Raw genomic sequence first — 17,060 nt, forward strand, 5'->3', positions numbered from 1 at the left:
ATTTATGCAGAAGTTATTATTCACCTTAACATTTCTTTTATCAATTTACGTAAATGCACAGAGCCAGTCCCGTGATAACGGGGATACAACCCGTACTGATGCGGAAATTTCCAATGCTACCGTCTATTTCGGTTATGGCGCAGAATTGACACATCAATCCAAGGTAAAGCTCAATAACAATACAAAGATCATTGTCATTAACCGGCTGGGAACAAATATTGACCTGAACAGTTTACAGATAAGTGTGCCGGAGGATGTAGCGTTGCTTTCGCATCGTTTTGGTTTGTTTACTCCACCAGCACCGGTTTGGGTAAAGCCGCCAGTAGCTGTATTAATGGAAGACAGTATTGAATCGATCCGGGAAGAGATCGGTAAAGTGGAATCATTGATCGGAATTGAAGCAGAAGTTTTACAAAAAACAGGAACACTGATAGAATCTGCAATGACTAATAACGGGAACAAACAAATACTCAGCGCTGAAGTGTTAAAGTTGGTAGACTATTACAATGCAAAAATTGAAAAAACAAAAACCAATATTTATAATCATCAACAGACAAAAGGAAAATTGACAAAGAAAGCAGAAGAGATCAGGAAAAGAATTGCTGCATTGCAGCCGGTGAATGTAATAAGAGAAAAATCATACGGCCAATTATTCCTCCAGGTATTTACCAAGCGTACAGGAGAAATTCCGGTATCCATTTCTTACTATACACGTAATGCAGGATGGGTGCCTGTATATGATATACGGGTGAATTCAAAAACAAATAAAGTAAAGTTGATCTATAAAGCATCACTTACGCAAACAAGCGGGGTTGACTGGAAGAAAGCAAAACTCACATTAAGTACAGGTACTCCCAATTTCGGCGTGACAGCTCCTGTTCTTTCTCCCTGGTTCTTGCAATTGTATGTACCGGAGTTATATAAGGATTTACAAGGCAGAGCAGCAGGAATAAATGCACAGCGGAATACAATTCAGTCAATGAATGATGATAATGCAATGAAAGAAGAAGTAATGACTACTGCTCCTGGCGAGAAAAAAATATTTAAAGAACTCGGCTATTCACAAACAATTGATCCGAGTACAATGAATGCCTATACAACATTGAACGAAGGTCAGCTTAATACCAATTATGAAATTGAGTTGCCTTATGATATCGAAAGCGACGGTAAAATGAACAGTATTGCAATTAAAGAAGAAGAAATTGTCTGTACACTTAAAAACTATGCAGTACCGCGGATGGATAAAGAAACTTATCTGATGGCAGAAGTAGCCGATTGGCAAAACCTTGACCTGTTACCCGGCGATGCAAACATTATAATGGATGATACTTATATCGGTAAATCGCTGATCGATCCTAATACAATCGCAGATACACTGAATCTATCTTTAGGGAGAGATAAAAGAGTAGTAGTAAAACGTTCGCTGGTAAAAGAATTGAGTAGCCTGAAAACAAGTGGCAGCACAACTAAACAGAGTTTTACATACGAACTGGTAATTAAAAACAACAAGCAAACTGATATTAACTTGTTGCTGAAAGATCAATTTCCAATGAGTACGATAAAAGAAGTGGAAGTAAATCTTGAAGACAGTGGTGATGCAATTGTAAATTCAGAAACAGGAGTAATAACCTGGAAGCTGAACCTGAAACCGGGAGAAAGTAAGAAAGTGAGATTTACCTATTCGGTGAAATATCCGAAGGATAAGAAGATCGTAAACCTTAAATAGGACTAAGAATTTAAAAGAGAAAAGGAGATAAAGAGAAATCTGACCTCCTTTTCCCTGCCTGCCGGCAGGCAGGTCTTCTCTCTTTTATCCTCTTATCCTACATTTGCAAACATGCGAAAATTGTCAATGGAAGAGTTGGGCCGTAAATCGGTGGATGAATTCAAGCAGGCCGATAAGAACCCGATCATTGTTGTGCTGGAAAACATCCGCAGCGCTTATAATGTAGGCTCTGTCTTTCGAACAGCCGATGCATTTTTAATTGAAGCTATTTATATCATTGGCTATTCTGCCAAACCCCCACATAAGGAAATAAAGAAAACGGCATTGGGCGCAGAAGACTCCGTTGAATGGAAATATTTTAAAACAACAGCTGAGGCAATTGATGAATTAAAAAACATAAAATATAAAGTGTATGCAGTAGAACAAGCAGAAAATAGTTACAAACTGCATTCGGCAGGCTTTAAGCAAAATGAAAGGATAGCAGTGGTTTTTGGTAATGAAGTGACGGGTGTAGAACAATCAACCATTCAATTATGTGAAGGGTGTATCGAGATCCCTCAATTTGGAATGAAACATTCCTTAAATATTGCAACGGCTGCAGGTGTAGTATTATGGGAATTGGTCAGAACTAAATAATCTCCGGTAAAAGGAAGAATTGAACATTAATTATTTTAAATGAGTAAGGTCAGGAGTTATTTAAGCTTAATAAAATTTTCTCATACCATTTTCGCAATGCCCTTTGCGATGATTGGGTTTTTTCTTGGTATGTCAACCGGGCTTTTTGAATTAAATATAAAATCCGCTAATCCCGGTATAGACGCGGAAACAAGAGATATTCTTTATTTAGGGCATGGCGCAAAATTATTTCTTCTCGTTATCCTCTGCATGGTCTTTGCCCGCAGTGCCGCCATGGCCTTCAATCGCTATCTCGACAGAAGTTTTGATGCAAGGAACCCGAGAACAGCTATAAGAGAAATTCCTGCTGGTGTACTAAAAACAGACAAAGTGCTTTTGTTTACAATTATGAATTGCATAATGTTTGTTGCCTGTACTTTTTTCATCAATAAAATATGCTTCTATCTTTCACCAGTTGCCTTGCTCGTCGTGTTGGGTTATAGCTATACAAAACGATTTACACCGCTTTGTCATCTGATACTTGGTTTAGGTTTATCGCTAGCGCCGATTGGCGCTTATTTAGCTGTAACGGGTCAATTTGCTTTATTACCTATTCTGTTTTCATTTACTGTTTTATTCTGGGTTAGTGGTTTTGATATCATCTATGCATTACAGGACGAAGAATTTGATAAAGAAAATAAATTGTATTCAATACCGGCTGCTTTGGGAAAAACAAGAGCTCTTACTGTTTCAAGAATTCTGCATTTACTGAGTGCTGCCTGTGTTGTATTTGCTGGCTGGTATGGAAATTTTGGTTTGTTGTACTGTTTCGGCGCAGCACTATTTGTTTGTTTATTAGTTTATCAACATACACTTGTAAAACCAACTGATCTAAAAAAAGTAAATCTTGCTTTTTTTACCACTAATGGAATTGCATCAGTCGTTTTCGCCATCTTTGTTATTGCTGATTTGTTTTTTAATAATTAATTATTCAATTGCCCCGCATAATTTCAATAGACTACGGCCTCAAACGAACAGGACTTGCAGTTACTGACCCGTTAAAGATCATTGCAACCGGTTTAACCACGGTTGAATCAAAACAACTTATTCCTTTTTTAAAGGATTATTTTTCCAAAGAACCGGTTGAACTTATTATCATCGGCGAACCAAAGAACTGGGATGATTCGGATACACATGCTACCCCGTTAGTTGAAAAATGCATCAAAGACCTTCAAAAGAATTTCCCTAATATTCCTATTAAAAGAGTAGATGAACGCTATACATCTAAAATGGCTAAAGACGCAATGCTGGAAATGGGTATGAAAAAAATGCAGCGCCGCAATAAGGCTTTGGTAGATGAAATTGCCGCTACGATCATGCTGCAGGAATACCTTCGGTCTCTTGATTAGTTCATTGGCCAATTGACAGTTTAGGGCTAAATTTGCACACTTAAATAATTTAATAATTTGACACTTCCGATTGTAGCATACGGCCACCCAGTTTTACGTAAGGTTTGTATTGATATTTTCCCTGACCATCCGGGACTGGAAAAACTCATTGCCGATATGTGGGACACGATGTATATGAGCAATGGGGTTGGTCTTGCAGCGCCACAAGTAAACAAGGATATCCGCCTTTTTGTAGTAGACAGTCATCGCATTTTCGAAGGTATGGATGAAAAAGAGCTGGCAGAGTATCCGGATGTGCCGGGTATCAAACAGGTTTTTATAAATGCACACGTAGTAGAACAAAATGGAAAGGAATGGCCTTATAATGAAGGTTGCCTCAGCATTCCTAAAATAAGGGAAGATATAATGCGGCCCGAATCAGTAACAATAAAATTTCTCGACGAAGAATTCAACTCGCATATTAAAACCTATCACGGAATAACATCCCGTGTTATACAACATGAGTACGATCATATTGAAGGGAAATTATTTATTGACTACATCACCCCGCTAAAAAGGAAACTCATGAAGGGCAAACTGAATGATATTACCAAAGGCAAAATCACAGTTGATTATAAAATGCTTTTTCCGCGTTAAGCCAACTATGTCTTGGGTTTTGTTGCTGGAGGTTTAGCCTGTGTTTTTGGTTTGGCAGTTTTCTCTTCACACACTTTTATGTTTTGCAAGGCGCCTGTAAAATTGGGGAAGATCGCTGTAGCCTGTTTGAATAATTTAGTTGCTTCCACATAATTTTTTGCTTCCATCTGTAGCACTCCTGAAAGGTTCAATGCTGCTGCACTTACAGGAACTAATTGTTCTGTACCGTCTCCATTATTAAACGTCACCCCGATCTTGCTGCTGTTGGTGTCAGCTAAAACTTTTCTGCAATTAGCTTCACATTCTGCTATTCGTTTCAGGCTATATTGAGATACGGCCAATTGATAAAAATGATAAGGGTTTTTTGTGGCGGCACTGATCTGTTCGAAATAATTTACTGCTGTTTTAAAATCGCCCAGCTGTTGGTAACATTCTGCTGCCCTGGCATAGGCTTCTATATTCGATTTATCAGTCTTTGCTACTTCTTCGGCAAGTATCAATGCACTGTAGTAGGATTTACGTACAAAGTATAAAAGCGACAATGTGTCTTTATAAGCAACATTACTATCAATAGCAATATATCCGTGTAATGCATTGATGGCTGCGTCCGGGTCATTATAGGCCATCGCATTATGAAAAACTTTCAGGTAATGTGATTTCAGATTGTCATTTTGTGCAAAAGCATGAGCTGATAAAACAACGAGACCAAAAAGCAGAAAATATTTTTTCATAATAACGCTGGTTGAGTATTCAGTAAAAATAAGATTTCCGGCAATTGAAAAGCATTTCATTTAGTATAATTTGCATGCTAATGAGTAAACGGTTGGTATTTATATTTTTTGTGGTTTATACAGGGGCTTTATGTGCACAGAACGATTCACTGGATAATGAACGGCTTGCAAAAATGGTGACCCTGACACCGGTAACTGTCCGCACTGATATTAATGTGGCAAAGTTTATTGAACGGGTTAAAACAGATACTACATTTTACAAAGCATTCCGCAGTCTTCACCTTGTAGGGTTTACCTCGCTCAACGATATTCGTATGCGGGATAAGAATAATAATGTGATTGCCTCATTGCAAAGTAAAACCATCCAGCACCGGAAGGATAATTGCAGGACGATGGAAGTGGTGAATGAAAAAGCAACCGGCAATTTTTATGATAGTAAAAAAAACTATAACTATTATACAGCTGAGTTGTATGCAGGTTTATTTTTCACCAATGGAAAGATCTGCAATGAAACAAATACAGTAAAAGGCATTGAACTCAATCCTAGATCGCAGAAAGGAATAGAAAAACATAAGCAGCAGCTCAAAATGCTATTCTTTAATCCCGGTAAAAAGATATCCGGTATTCCGCTGATGGGAGATAAGATCGACATCTTCGATCCTGATCGGGCTGAGTTGTATGATTTCCTGATCGATTATGATGATTATGAAGGACAGGCCTGTTACGTTTTTACTATAAAAGCAAAACAAGGGTTACGATCAGGCAAGAAGGATAAAATTGTAATTGACTCCATGATCACCTGGTTCAATGCAAGAACGATGGAAGTGGTGGCCCGCAAATACGATATGAGTTATAATGCCGGTGTATATGACTTTAATGTACATATGGAAGTACAGATGACACATTTTGGTAAGTATCTTTTACCAAAAACACTGCGTTATGTCGGCACATGGGATGTTGCATTCAAGAAAAGAGAAAGAGGCGTGTTTACTGCAACTCTCTTTGACTTTAAGAACAGCGAATGAGATGACAGTGAAAAGATGATAGATGATAGTTCTTTAAATCCGGATGCTTCTGATAGTTTAATAAGAGTTTGAATTGAGAGCACTAATAACTATCAGTTATCATCTATTATCTTTCACACTCACATATTTTCTCCACTTCTCGATCATCAACTGCATATCATCAGGCAATTCGGTTTCAAAAAATAATTCTTCTCCTGAAGTAGGATGGGTAAAGCCCAATGTTTTTGCATGCAATGCATGACGGGGACAAATTTCAAAGCAATTATCAACAAACTGTTTGTATTTGGTATACACCGTTCCTTTTACAATTTTATCACCACCATAAAAATCATCATTAAATAATGGATGACCCAGATATTTCATGTGTACACGTATCTGGTGAGTACGGCCGGTTTCCAGTATACAGCTTACCATCGTTACATATCCAAAACGTTCGATCACTTTATAATGTGTGATCGCTTCTTTACCATGATCACCCTCGGGATAAGCTTCAAATAATTTTCGAAAGCGAAGATGACGGCCTACATGTGCCACGATGGTTCCTTCATCATTTTTCAGATCACCCCAAACCAATGCAACATATTGCCGTCTTACGGTATGATCAAAAAACTGTTTAGCCAGGTGCCGCATCGCCGTATCTGTTTTTGCGATCAGCAGTAGGCCACTTGTATTTTTATCAATGCGATGTACTAATCCAAACCGCGGCAATAGTTCCTCACTCAGACCTGGGTTTTGCTGTTGCAGATACCATGCTATGCCATTCAGTAAAGTGCCATTATAATTTCCACTGCCAGGATGTACTACCATTCCGGCTGGTTTATTGATCACCATCAGGTCAGCATCCTCAAAAAAAATATTCAGGTCCATCTTCTCCGGCACTACATCCGTTTCATGGGGATGCATATCGCTGTACACAACAATTGAATCAGCGGGCCTGATCTTATAATTCTGTTTGATCGTTTTATTATTCACCATTACAAAACCCGCATTGATGGCCTGCTGGATCTTATTACGGGTCGCCCCTTCAATTCTTGCCATCAGGTATTTATCAATGCGTAATGGTTCCTGTCCTCTATCGATCGTAAAAGCAAATCGTTCATACAGATCATCGCTGCTGTCGTTTTCCTCAGTTATATTTTTATTCAGTTCGTCTGTCATAGTTTTTTTGTTAGGTCAACTGCATTGCTGCTATTGAAAGTCCCTTGCGACGCTCCGTTCATCTTCCGGTAATTCTTATCGTCATAATCCGCAAAAGTAACCATGTGCCGCTACAATCTTAAATTTGCAGATTCGTATGTCAAAACAGCAAGTCATATTCCAGGATCTCGGCCAGATGGACTATAAAACTGCCTGGGATTACCAGGAGAAGTTATTGCAGGAAAATGTGAAAAGGAAGTCGTTAGTTTTTAGTCAAGAGTCAGGAGTTGACGAATCCGAACTCACGACTCACGACTCACGTCTCACGACAGAGCATCACTTGCTATTTGTTGAACATCCTTCTGTTTACACTTTGGGCAAAAGCGGTAATGAAAGCAACCTGCTGATTGATGAACATCAGCGGGAAGAAAAAGGAGTTCAGTATTTTAAGATCAATCGCGGCGGCGATATTACTTACCATGGTCCCGGCCAGATCGTTGGTTATCCTATTTTGGATCTTGAAAAATTTTATACAGATATTGGAAAATATCTCCGCAATATTGAAGAAACAATTATTCTTACACTAGCTGATTATGAAATTGAAGCGGGCCGTTCACCCGGCGAAACAGGGGTGTGGATCGATGCAGACATAAAAGGTAAGGAAAGAAAAATATGTGCAATAGGCGTTCGCACCAGTCGTTGGATCACTATGCATGGTTTTGCACTCAATGTAAATACTGATCTATCATTCTTTGGTAATATCATTCCCTGTGGCATCCAGGATAAGCAGGTCACTTCAATTGAAAAAGAACTCGGTCGCAAGATCGATTATGAAGAAGCAAAAGAAAAAGTCAAGAAAAACTTTGCAAAAGTGTTTGACGTAGAAATTATTTAGCGCCACTAGCTACTTGCTATTAGCCACTCGCCATCAAAACTCTTTCGGTATTAAAAACTTGTGTTTCTCAAACAACTTGCCATCTTCATATAACTCAAACCGGAACCAGCCTGAGTGATAAAAATTGGATTTATCCAGTTTAGAATTCTTCAGCGGTATTTCTTTTATTTCAAAAACCTGAACATCTTTCTCATCAAAAAATTTAACGCTGTATTTTTTTGTTCCTTCAGGCAGATTAATGCGGACATAACCATCTCCCAGGGTATAAACATATTTGGAAGCTACAAACGTATTTACCTTGTCTTTTTCTTTCAATGAAGGATTTGGTCCCCACACAGAATCAGTACCAGGGGATTTTTCCATTTTTCCATTTGTTGTCATTCTTTTTTTTGCAGCCATGCTATCAAATACAGGTCGTTTTGATGAGCCAAAGAAAAAAACGCCTTTTTCCTGCATGATATAAAGGCGATAAAACATTCTATCACTTGATGCCTTGGTGTCGAGGAAACCATTTTCAAGTACAGTGGGATCGGGAACAGTCATTATGGTCTTAAAATCTCTTAAGCTATCAAATGAACGCTGAATACTTATCTGGCGGATATTTTTAAAAGTATTTACCCAACTGATCACAATTTTATTGGAACCAATATTCCTTACAGTAAATTTTGGCAACGTATCCTGCGCAGTAACGGATGAATAAATGATGAGTAAAAGAATAACAGGTACTAATTTTTTCATATCTGATAATAACGGATTCAGTATTGGATTTCTTTTCTTATTGCCCGCAAAGATAAGGCTCTGGCAAAACCATTCTCAAAATATTAACGTTCCCTTCGGTAAAGATGCGTTTCCCTGCAAACCACCGCTATGAATGATCAGTATTTTACTTCCCGGCCCAAAGTAATTTTCCTGTATCAACCGATCCACTGCATAAAATAATTTGCCGGTATAAACAAAGTCGGTCGGAATACCTGATTCGTTGTAAAACGAATTCATAAACCCTGTCAGCTCCGGTGTTTGTTTTGCATAACCACCAAAATGATAACCTTCAATCAATTTAAATTTCTTCTGTTTTTCTTCGCTGGTAAGTAAATGAGTTATTGCAGGTGACAGTTCAGGATTGTTTTTCAAAACAGGAATGCCAATTACTTCCTGCTTGTCTGAAACGGCTTTAATAATTCCGGCCATCATGGTGCCGGTGCCAACAGCACAAATAAAATGAGTGAAGTTGTTTTTATCACAGTATTCAAGTGCAGTTGCAAAACCGGCTGCTCCTTTTTCTCCATACCCGCCTTCAGGAATAATATAAACATCTTCAGCATTTATGCCAGCAGGAAGTTCTTTAGTTCTGTAATCATTGCGGCTGATAAAATAAAACTGCATTCCATATTCCTGCGCAGCTTTCAAAGTGTCAGAATAAACTAAAGGCTCTTCTCCCCGTATGATGCCAATACATTTTAAATTATTAAGTGAACAGGAACAGGCGGTGGCAACAATATGATTAGACCATGCCCCACCATAAGTAACGATTGTCTTTTTATTCTGTTTTTTTGCCTCTTCAATATAATGTTTCAGCTTAAACCATTTATTACCGGAGATCACAGGGTGCAGGCTATCGAGTCTTAACACAAAAGTAAAAATGTTTTTGGCGCTGAATAATTCATTAACGACTGGTTGTGTTTTAATATTATTGAAGTTTAAATCCCGCATTCAACTGCGAATTTATTTATTTTCGTGTCCTTAATTATAACAGATGCAATCAACATTGGTAATATTAGCGGCTGGCATGGCTTCAAGATACGGCAGTATGAAGCAGGTACAGGGTTTTGGTCCCGGTGGAGAAACGATAATGGAGTATTCTATTTATGATGCAATCCGCGCCGGGTTTACTAAAGTTGTTTTTATTATTCGCAAAGAATTTGCTGCTGACTTTAAAGAAATATTCGAGCCCAAACTGAAAGGGAAAATTGAAACTGCTTATGTTTTCCAGGAAATGAATGCGTTTACAGAGGGCTTTAATATACCCAAGGAAAGAAGCAAACCATGGGGCACAGCACATGCTGTTCTATGTGCAAGACCTGCCGTGCATGAGCCTTTTGCTGTAATTAATGCGGATGATTTTTATGGATATGATGCATTTGATAAAGCTGCCGCATTTCTCCGCAATGATGCATCTAAAGATCTTTTTGCCATAATTGGGTATAGCTTGCTGAAAACACTTTCACCCCATGGAACAGTAAACAGGGGTGTATGTACAGAAGACGGTAAAGGAAATCTCACAGGCATTAAGGAGCGGATTAATATCTCAATGAAAAATGGGAAGATCTTATGTGATGATGAATGGGAACCTAAAGAGCTTTCATTAGATACAAGTGTTTCTATGAATTTCTGGTGTTTTCATCCCGCAGTATTTGGTTATACTCAAAAAATGTTCACTGAATTTCTTGCAGAAAATATTCATTTACCTAAATCAGAATTCTTTATTCCAATTGTAGCCGACCAATTTATCAAAGATGGTGGAGTCGTAAAGGTGATACCAACTACTTCGCAATGGTTTGGCGTAACCTATAAGGAAGATGCACCGGGTGTAAAGCAAAGTCTCGATAAACTGATCGCTGATGGAGAATATCCCGAAAGACTTTGGTAAAAAATAAGCCCCACAATTGCGGGGCTTTTCTTTATGCTGATAGTACGAATTATCAATTTACTTTGATCATATAAACAAAATCCTCGATCCTCTTAACCTGCTGTTGCCTGTTCATGCTGTTCAGGGATGATTTTGCCGGCAGTTTTATACGCTGAAAGGCTGTATCATTTTTCTTCAACTGTTCAATTACATTGAAGATATATTTTGACTGAATGGCAAATGCTACACCTTCTGCATCTGCTTCTTTGGTACTGAGTATACCAATTACTTCACCATCATGATTAAAAACGGGCCCACCGCTGTTTCCTCGATTAGCTGCAATGCCTAACTGGCAACTAAGGGTATCACCATTGAAACCTGTTTTAGCACTTAGGTAACCTTCGCTGTATACAATATCGTTTCTCGGAAATCCAAGGGTATAAATTGCTTCAGCCACATCTGTTGATGATTTGCGAATTCCATAAGGGATATTGGTCATCGGTTTAAAATCATCATCCGATATTTTCAATATAGCAATGTCTTTTGCCAGATCAGTAAAAACTACAATTGCTCTGAACTGCTGGTTCTGGCTATTAATGACAAATATATTTCTTGAATTCTTTACGATATGTGCATTAGTAGCCAAAAACCCTTTTCCGTCAAGCATAAAACCGGTACCGGCAGTGCGGAAAGGTATTTTTGTTCCAACCGTTTCATCTTTCATTTTGTCCTTAAGGTTCTTTACTTCACGTCCCTGAACTTTTTGCTCTTCTTTTACTTTATTCACATCCCTGCTCAGGTCCTGCAGTTCTGATTTATTAGCTCGTGGCATAAGTGAATTCACCAGTAAAGAAACTCCCAACGTAGTAATGATGGCAATGCTTGCTGCAATAGCGGCAACTCTCTTATAGCGTTTCCATAAATAAACAACTTTTGCCTTGCCCACAAGTTTCGCTGGTTTTATATCACCTTTTTCGGTAAGCTCTATATGAATATGCTGTAGATCTGCTTTAAAATTCTTCCGATCGCTGAAACTGTCGATCTGTTGAAGAAAAAGTGTATGCTCCACCACGAGCTGATCCATTTCAGGATTAGTTTTACGCAGATTCTCAAAAAATGTTTTTTCATCCGGGGTCATTTCACCGCGGAGATAGCGTTCAATCGTTTCTAAAGTCGTTACTTCATTCATCACTGATCACTATTTTTATAATGAGTAAAAAATATTTTTTTCAACCGCATCAGGCATTTGTACTTCTGGTTCTTTGCATTGTCTGCATTGGTGTACCCGAAGTCATCTGCTATTTCCTGCATATTCTTCTTTTGTAAATAAAATGCTTCAATAAGACTCTTACAAGGCTCGCCAAGTTTACTGATGGCTATATCCATCATTTCAAACTCGGTATTTCGTTTTTCGTGATTTTCTACATCTTCTTCCACCGGAACCAGGTTATCCATACTGTTCACATCTATTGAATACCGGCCAATTTGTTGCAAACGCTTGAGCCAAAGCCGCCTGCATACCGAATAAACATAGGTTTTGATCTGGCAATTTAGCTCAAAATCACTCTTTTTTACATTCTCATAAAGAACTATCATCGCCTCCTGGAAAATGTCACGGGCATCTTCGGACGTGCCATTGTTATTGATAACCAACGACTGAACCATATTAAAGTTGTCGCGGTAAATGGTTTCAGCAGCAATCCTTTCGTTTCGGGCCAATCCTTGCAAAAGGCTCTTTTCGTTGATCTCTTCTTTCACTTATCCTGAGTTTTATACTTTTTTCTAAAAATAGTAACCCGGCACGGCTCTAAAAAAAATATTTAAATCTGGGGTTACTTTTCAGGGGACCGGGTATTAACTCCAAATCGATTTTAAACTTTTAAAACAAAAAACATGAAAAAACTTCTTTTAGCTATGGCAGTTGCCTGCGTATTTGCAGCTTGTAACAACGATGAAAAAGCAACTACGACTGAAACAAAATCTGATACTACTGTTACTACAGTTCCAAATTCTGATACTGTAACAACTATCACAGATACAACTATCAAAACTACAACTGATACTACTAAGAAGTAATTAGTACTGTATTGAGTCGGGCTTAATAGGGGCTTGCAACTATTTAGCACAACCGGTAAGAATTTCTATATGGCAAGCAATCGTTAGAGGTCATCCCGGTTTTCCGGGGTGACTATTTTTTTTCACTGATTATCGGATTAATAAGGATTTAGCTGGGCTTATTCATTTCATAATTACTTTCTAGTCATACAGGCAAATCTGGCTACCTTTGCCAGCTACCAGCGAAATCAATTAAAACAATAATAAGTGATCACATTCGAGTCATTAGGAATTGAAGAAGGGCTCTTACATTCCATTTCAGCTTTAGGATTTACACAACCCACACCGATACAGGAAAAATCAATCCCGGTTTTATTACAAGGGACAAAAGACTTTGTAGGATTGGCACAAACCGGTACCGGCAAAACAGCCGCATTCGGCTTACCGCTTTTACAATTAATAAATAAGCAAAACCGCTTTCCGCAGGCATTAGTTGTCTGCCCCACCCGTGAGCTTTGCCTCCAGATCACCAAAGACCTGGATTCATTTAAAAACAAGAAAGACCATATTGCTAATACCGCAGTTTATGGCGGCGCATCTATCGGCGAACAAATAAGAAGCCTGAAAAAAGGAACGCATGTTATTGTCGCTACCCCTGGCCGTTTAATTGATCTGATCGAACGTAAAGCAATTAATCTTGACCAGATTCATTACGTAGTACTGGATGAAGCAGATGAAATGCTTAATATGGGTTTCAAAGATGATATAGAATTTATATTAAAGAATACACCTAACCGTCAAAGCACCTGGCTCTTTAGCGCTACCATGCCACCGGAGATCAGGAATGTAAGCAAAAGGTATATGGATAAACCTTTTGAAATTACAATTGGTAAGACAAATGCAGGAGCTGCCAACATCGATCACCAGTATTACGCAACACAACATCATAACAGGTACGAGGTTTTAAAAAGAATTATTGATTTTAATCCCGGCATTTACGGAATCGTATTTGCCCGGACAAAAATGGATACACAGGATATAGCTGAACGTTTAACAAGAGAAGGTTATGATATCGATGCGATACATGGTGACCTGACACAGCAGCAACGTGATAAAGTGATGGGCTTGTTCCGTGATAAAAGCATCCAATTGCTCATCGCTACGGATGTAGCGGCACGTGGTATTGATGTAACGGGTATTACCCATGTTATAAATTACGAATTGCCTGATGATGTGGAAGTGTACACACATCGTAGTGGTCGTACCGGCCGTGCTGGTAAAAGCGGTATATCTGTTTCAATTGTTACACCAAAAGAAACATACAGGCTGAAGCAGATAGAAAGAATATTGAATTCAAGGGTTCACAAAATGGATATACCTGCCGGTAAAGATGTTTGCCGTAAACAGTTTTTCCATTTTATAGAGAAAATGCTGAAAGCAGATATCAGTCACGGTGATTATGAAACATACTTACCTGATCTGAAAGAAAAATTTGCAAGCGTTGAGAAAGAAGAAATATTGCAACGTGTGGCGGCATTGGAGTTTGATCGGTTCTTAAGATATTATGAAAATGCAGCTGACTTAAATATCCGGGAGGACAGACGTGGAGATAGAAAAGGCGAACGCGGAGATAGAAGGGAAAGATCAAGTCGTGGAGAAGATTCTTCTTCAAGAGAATCAGGCAGAAGATCATTTGCCGGCAACGGAAATTATCAACGTTTGTTTGTAAACCTTGGAACGAAGGATGGATTTTATAAAGCAAGTTTCCTGCAATTCATTCTTGATATGAGTGACTTGAAGAAAGAAGTATTGGGAAAAATAGATATGAAGGAGATGAATAGTTGGGTAGAGATTGAGGCAAGTGCAGCTAAGAAAATGATCAAAGCCGTTGATGGTAAGAATTACCGTGGCAGAAAAATAAGAATGAATGATGCTGAATCAGGTGGTGGCCGTCGTAATTAATCTCAATTTAAATTTTGAATCTCAGCATTTGCTGATTACATTTGAAGCATGAACACAGGAAGAGCATATTTCGGTTATTATTTTTATTACTTCTTTTTTGGAAAGAAGCCGGGAATGCTTTTGTTGATTAATAGATAAGGTAAACCAAAATCAATATAAAGAGTCCCGGCAAAACGCCGGGACTCTTTTTTTATATTATGGCAAAAGTTTCAATACAAGGTTATGAAGGCAGTTTTCACCAGGTGGCTGCGCAACTTTTCTTTGGTAAAGAAGTGCAGGTGATCTGCTGTGATACATTCAGGGATGTAGTAAAGATCGCTTCCAATAAGAAAGAAAGTGATGGCGGCGTAATGGCAATTGAAAATTCAATTGCTGGAAGCATTCTTGCCAACTATAATTTGCTGCAGAAAAGTAATCTTAAAATTATCGGTGAAATTTATTTACAAATAAGGCAAAACTTATTAGTAAACCCGGGGGTGAAGCTGGAAGATATCCGTGAAGTGCATTCGCATACGATGGCTTTACAGCAGTGTTATGATTTCTTGGATAAACATAAATGGAAACTGGTAGAAACTGATGATACGGCCTTGAGTGCAAAACATGTTCACCAGCATAAGAGCAAACATATTGCAGCCATTGCAAGTAAACTGGCTGCTGAGTTATATAGCCTTGATGTAATTGCGCCGAATATTCATACACTGAAAAACAATTATACAAGGTTCTTGTATTTGCAGCGGGAAGATGTCGTGCAGGCTGTTGCAAATGCGGATAAAGCATCAGTGAATTTTCATACAGACCATTCAAGAGGAAGCCTGGCAAAGGTATTGACTAAAATTGCCGAGGGTGGAATCAACTTAAGCAAACTGCAAAGCTTTCCAATTCCAGGTAGTGATTTCAAATACAGTTTTCATGCAGATATGGAATTTGAATCAGCAGAACAGTTTAATAAAGTGATCGAAGAAATAAAACCATTAACAGCAGGAATAAAAATTTATGGAGTTTATAAAAGAGGTTTATGGAAATAGCAAAAAGATTAGAAGGTATTGTTGAATATTATTTCTCTCAAAAGCTGAGAGAAATAGATGAGCTGAATAAACAAGGCAGGAATGTCATTAACCTCGGTATTGGTAGCCCTGATCTGCCGCCACACCCCGATGTGATAAAAACATTGCAGGACGAAGCTGCAAAACCAAATGTTCATGCTTATCAATCTTACAAAGGCTCCCCTGTGCTGAGAAAGGCAATGAGTGATTGGTATAAGAAATGGTATGAAGTGGATTTGAATCCAGATACGGAAGTGCTGCCATTGATAGGAAGCAAAGAAGGTATTATGCATATCTGCATGACTTATTTAAATAAGGGTGATGAAGTGCTGGTTCCAAATCCCGGATATCCAACTTATACAAGTGCTGTGAAATTAGCAGGTGGCAAATGCGTGGAGTATAAATTAAGGGCTAAGAACAATTACGAACCTGATTTTGATAAACTGGAAAAAAGCAAACTGAAGAAAGTGAAACTGATGTTTGTCAACTATCCGCAAATGCCAACTGGCCAGTTACCATCAAAAGAATTATTTGAAAAATTAGTAACATTTGGAAGTAAACATAAAATCCTGATCATTCATGATAATCCTTACAGTTTTATATTAAATGAAAATCCCATGAGTTTGTTGAGTATTGATGGGGCGAAAGACTGTGTGATTGAGTTGAACTCATTGAGCAAATCACAGAACATGGCTGGGTGGCGGGTAGGAATGCTCTGCGGAGCAAAAGAACGAATTGAAGAAGTGCTGCGGTTTAAAAGTAATATGGATAGCGGCATGTTTTTACCGGTACAGTTCGCTGCTGCAAAAGCTCTGACACTAGGCAAAGACTGGCACGATGAAGTGAATAAAGTTTACAATGAAAGAAGGATAAGAGTTTTTGAATTGCTGGATCTATTAAAATGTAAATATTCAAAACAGCAAGCGGGCATGTTTGTATGGGCAAAGGTCTCCCCAATCCCTCCAAAGGAGGGGCTTAAGAGTCATCAATTAGGAAGAGGTGGAATACTAAGCGATGAGATACTCTATACATGTGCTGTGTTTATTACACCCGGAGGAATTTTTGGTAGTGCAGGAAATGATTATATAAGAGTAAGCCTGTGCAGCCCTGTAGAAAAATTTGAAGAAGCAATCGAAAGAATAAAAAGTGAATCTAATTTGTGATGGAGGTTTGTCATGACTTGCTCCAGCCTTTAGGCTG

General features: G+C 38.5%; 18 protein-coding genes. 12 read left to right on the forward strand and 6 right to left on the reverse strand.

Annotated features, from left to right (window positions below):
• The first annotated feature begins 4 nt into the window (after positions 1-4).
• The 5 genes from E6H07_18195 (at position 5) to E6H07_18215 (ending at position 4,386) form a co-directional block, all read left to right on the forward strand.
• Complete coding sequence (locus tag E6H07_18195; GenBank protein TMI61828.1) at positions 5-1,726, forward strand: DUF4139 domain-containing protein; 1,722 nt, start codon at positions 5-7, stop codon at positions 1,724-1,726.
• A gap of 111 nt (positions 1,727-1,837) precedes the next feature.
• Entirely contained in the window at positions 1,838-2,362 is a 525-nt protein-coding gene (locus E6H07_18200) for an RNA methyltransferase (protein TMI61829.1), read from the forward strand.
• 39 nt (positions 2,363-2,401) lie between these two features.
• Entirely contained in the window at positions 2,402-3,328 is a 927-nt protein-coding gene (locus E6H07_18205; protein ID TMI61830.1) for a 4-hydroxybenzoate octaprenyltransferase, read from the forward strand.
• Between the two features lie 8 nt (positions 3,329-3,336).
• On the forward strand, positions 3,337-3,750 hold the full coding sequence (gene ruvX, locus E6H07_18210; GenBank protein TMI61831.1) for a Holliday junction resolvase RuvX: 414 nt from the start codon (positions 3,337-3,339) through the stop codon (positions 3,748-3,750).
• A gap of 57 nt (positions 3,751-3,807) precedes the next feature.
• Positions 3,808-4,386, forward strand: a complete 579-nt coding sequence (locus E6H07_18215) for a peptide deformylase (protein ID TMI61832.1) — start codon at positions 3,808-3,810, stop codon at positions 4,384-4,386.
• A 5-nt stretch (positions 4,387-4,391) separates the two neighbouring features.
• Here the strand turns inward: E6H07_18215 and E6H07_18220 are convergent, their stop codons facing one another.
• Positions 4,392-5,177 (reverse strand): tetratricopeptide repeat protein, encoded by a 786-nt coding sequence (locus E6H07_18220; protein TMI61833.1) that lies wholly within the window; start codon positions 5,175-5,177, stop codon positions 4,392-4,394.
• Between the two features lie 14 nt (positions 5,178-5,191).
• Between E6H07_18220 and E6H07_18225 the strand changes: the two genes are divergently transcribed.
• Positions 5,192-6,142 (forward strand): hypothetical protein, encoded by a 951-nt coding sequence (locus E6H07_18225; GenBank protein TMI61834.1) that lies wholly within the window; start codon positions 5,192-5,194, stop codon positions 6,140-6,142.
• A gap of 99 nt (positions 6,143-6,241) precedes the next feature.
• On the opposite strand, the gene E6H07_18230 is transcribed toward E6H07_18225, so the two are convergent.
• Positions 6,242-7,300 (reverse strand): RluA family pseudouridine synthase, encoded by a 1,059-nt coding sequence (locus E6H07_18230; GenBank protein TMI61835.1) that lies wholly within the window; start codon positions 7,298-7,300, stop codon positions 6,242-6,244.
• 136 nt (positions 7,301-7,436) lie between these two features.
• Between E6H07_18230 and lipB the strand changes: the two genes are divergently transcribed.
• Complete coding sequence (lipB, locus tag E6H07_18235) at positions 7,437-8,174, forward strand: lipoyl(octanoyl) transferase LipB (protein TMI61836.1); 738 nt, start codon at positions 7,437-7,439, stop codon at positions 8,172-8,174.
• 33 nt (positions 8,175-8,207) lie between these two features.
• Here the strand turns inward: lipB and E6H07_18240 are convergent, their stop codons facing one another.
• Positions 8,208-8,912 (reverse strand): hypothetical protein, encoded by a 705-nt coding sequence (locus tag E6H07_18240; GenBank protein ID TMI61837.1) that lies wholly within the window; start codon positions 8,910-8,912, stop codon positions 8,208-8,210.
• Positions 8,913-8,987: 75 nt separating this feature from the next.
• A complete protein-coding gene (locus tag E6H07_18245; GenBank protein ID TMI61838.1) occupies positions 8,988-9,884 on the reverse strand; it encodes a pyridoxal-phosphate dependent enzyme in 897 nt (298 codons plus the stop codon).
• Positions 9,885-9,927: 43 nt separating this feature from the next.
• Here E6H07_18245 and E6H07_18250 point away from each other — a divergent pair, with 43 nt between their 5' ends.
• Positions 9,928-10,821, forward strand: coding sequence for a nucleotidyltransferase (locus E6H07_18250; GenBank protein ID TMI61839.1), 894 nt, complete (start codon positions 9,928-9,930; stop codon positions 10,819-10,821).
• 52 nt (positions 10,822-10,873) lie between these two features.
• On the opposite strand, the gene E6H07_18255 is transcribed toward E6H07_18250, so the two are convergent.
• Both E6H07_18255 and E6H07_18260 read right to left on the reverse strand, forming a co-directional pair.
• On the reverse strand, positions 10,874-11,989 hold the full coding sequence (locus E6H07_18255; GenBank protein TMI61840.1) for a trypsin-like peptidase domain-containing protein: 1,116 nt from the start codon (positions 11,987-11,989) through the stop codon (positions 10,874-10,876).
• A complete protein-coding gene (locus E6H07_18260) occupies positions 11,989-12,558 on the reverse strand; it encodes a sigma-70 family RNA polymerase sigma factor (GenBank protein ID TMI61841.1) in 570 nt (189 codons plus the stop codon). Before E6H07_18260 ends, E6H07_18255 begins: the two co-directional genes overlap by 1 nt.
• Before the next feature lie 135 nt (positions 12,559-12,693).
• Here E6H07_18260 and E6H07_18265 point away from each other — a divergent pair, with 135 nt between their 5' ends.
• The 4 genes from E6H07_18265 (at position 12,694) to E6H07_18280 (ending at position 17,023) form a co-directional block, all read left to right on the forward strand.
• Positions 12,694-12,876, forward strand: coding sequence for a hypothetical protein (locus tag E6H07_18265; GenBank protein TMI61842.1), 183 nt, complete (start codon positions 12,694-12,696; stop codon positions 12,874-12,876).
• Between the two features lie 246 nt (positions 12,877-13,122).
• Positions 13,123-14,817 (forward strand): DEAD/DEAH box helicase, encoded by a 1,695-nt coding sequence (locus E6H07_18270; protein ID TMI61843.1) that lies wholly within the window; start codon positions 13,123-13,125, stop codon positions 14,815-14,817.
• A 197-nt stretch (positions 14,818-15,014) separates the two neighbouring features.
• Entirely contained in the window at positions 15,015-15,842 is an 828-nt protein-coding gene (locus E6H07_18275; protein TMI61844.1) for a chorismate mutase, read from the forward strand.
• Entirely contained in the window at positions 15,833-17,023 is a 1,191-nt protein-coding gene (locus E6H07_18280) for an aminotransferase class I/II-fold pyridoxal phosphate-dependent enzyme (GenBank protein ID TMI61845.1), read from the forward strand. The genes E6H07_18275 and E6H07_18280 overlap by 10 nt, the downstream gene beginning before the upstream one ends.
• The last annotated feature ends 37 nt before the right edge of the window (positions 17,024-17,060 follow it).

The organism is Bacteroidota bacterium (assembly GCA_005882315.1).
Taxonomy (GTDB): Bacteria; Bacteroidota; Bacteroidia; order Chitinophagales; family Chitinophagaceae; genus VBAR01.

Excerpts from the sequence above, each read along its gene's own strand:
- E6H07_18255 (TMI61840.1), bottom strand. The coding sequence starts at position 11,989 with ATGAATGAAGTAACGACTTTAGAAACGATTGAACGCTATCTCCGCGGT.
- E6H07_18240 (TMI61837.1), bottom strand. The coding sequence starts at position 8,912 with ATGAAAAAATTAGTACCTGTTATTCTTTTACTCATCATTTATTCATCC.
- E6H07_18230 (TMI61835.1), bottom strand. The coding sequence starts at position 7,300 with ATGACAGACGAACTGAATAAAAATATAACTGAGGAAAACGACAGCAGC.
- E6H07_18280 (TMI61845.1), top strand. The coding sequence starts at position 15,833 with ATGGAAATAGCAAAAAGATTAGAAGGTATTGTTGAATATTATTTCTCT.
- E6H07_18200 (TMI61829.1), top strand. The coding sequence starts at position 1,838 with ATGCGAAAATTGTCAATGGAAGAGTTGGGCCGTAAATCGGTGGATGAA.
- E6H07_18205 (TMI61830.1), top strand. The coding sequence starts at position 2,402 with ATGAGTAAGGTCAGGAGTTATTTAAGCTTAATAAAATTTTCTCATACC.
- E6H07_18250 (TMI61839.1), top strand. The coding sequence starts at position 9,928 with ATGCAATCAACATTGGTAATATTAGCGGCTGGCATGGCTTCAAGATAC.
- E6H07_18220 (TMI61833.1), bottom strand. The coding sequence starts at position 5,177 with ATGAAATGCTTTTCAATTGCCGGAAATCTTATTTTTACTGAATACTCA.
- E6H07_18265 (TMI61842.1), top strand. The coding sequence starts at position 12,694 with ATGAAAAAACTTCTTTTAGCTATGGCAGTTGCCTGCGTATTTGCAGCT.
- E6H07_18245 (TMI61838.1), bottom strand. The coding sequence starts at position 9,884 with ATGCGGGATTTAAACTTCAATAATATTAAAACACAACCAGTCGTTAAT.
- E6H07_18195 (TMI61828.1), top strand. The coding sequence starts at position 5 with ATGCAGAAGTTATTATTCACCTTAACATTTCTTTTATCAATTTACGTA.
- E6H07_18275 (TMI61844.1), top strand. The coding sequence starts at position 15,015 with ATGGCAAAAGTTTCAATACAAGGTTATGAAGGCAGTTTTCACCAGGTG.
- E6H07_18225 (TMI61834.1), top strand. The coding sequence starts at position 5,192 with ATGCTAATGAGTAAACGGTTGGTATTTATATTTTTTGTGGTTTATACA.
- lipB (TMI61836.1), top strand. The coding sequence starts at position 7,437 with ATGTCAAAACAGCAAGTCATATTCCAGGATCTCGGCCAGATGGACTAT.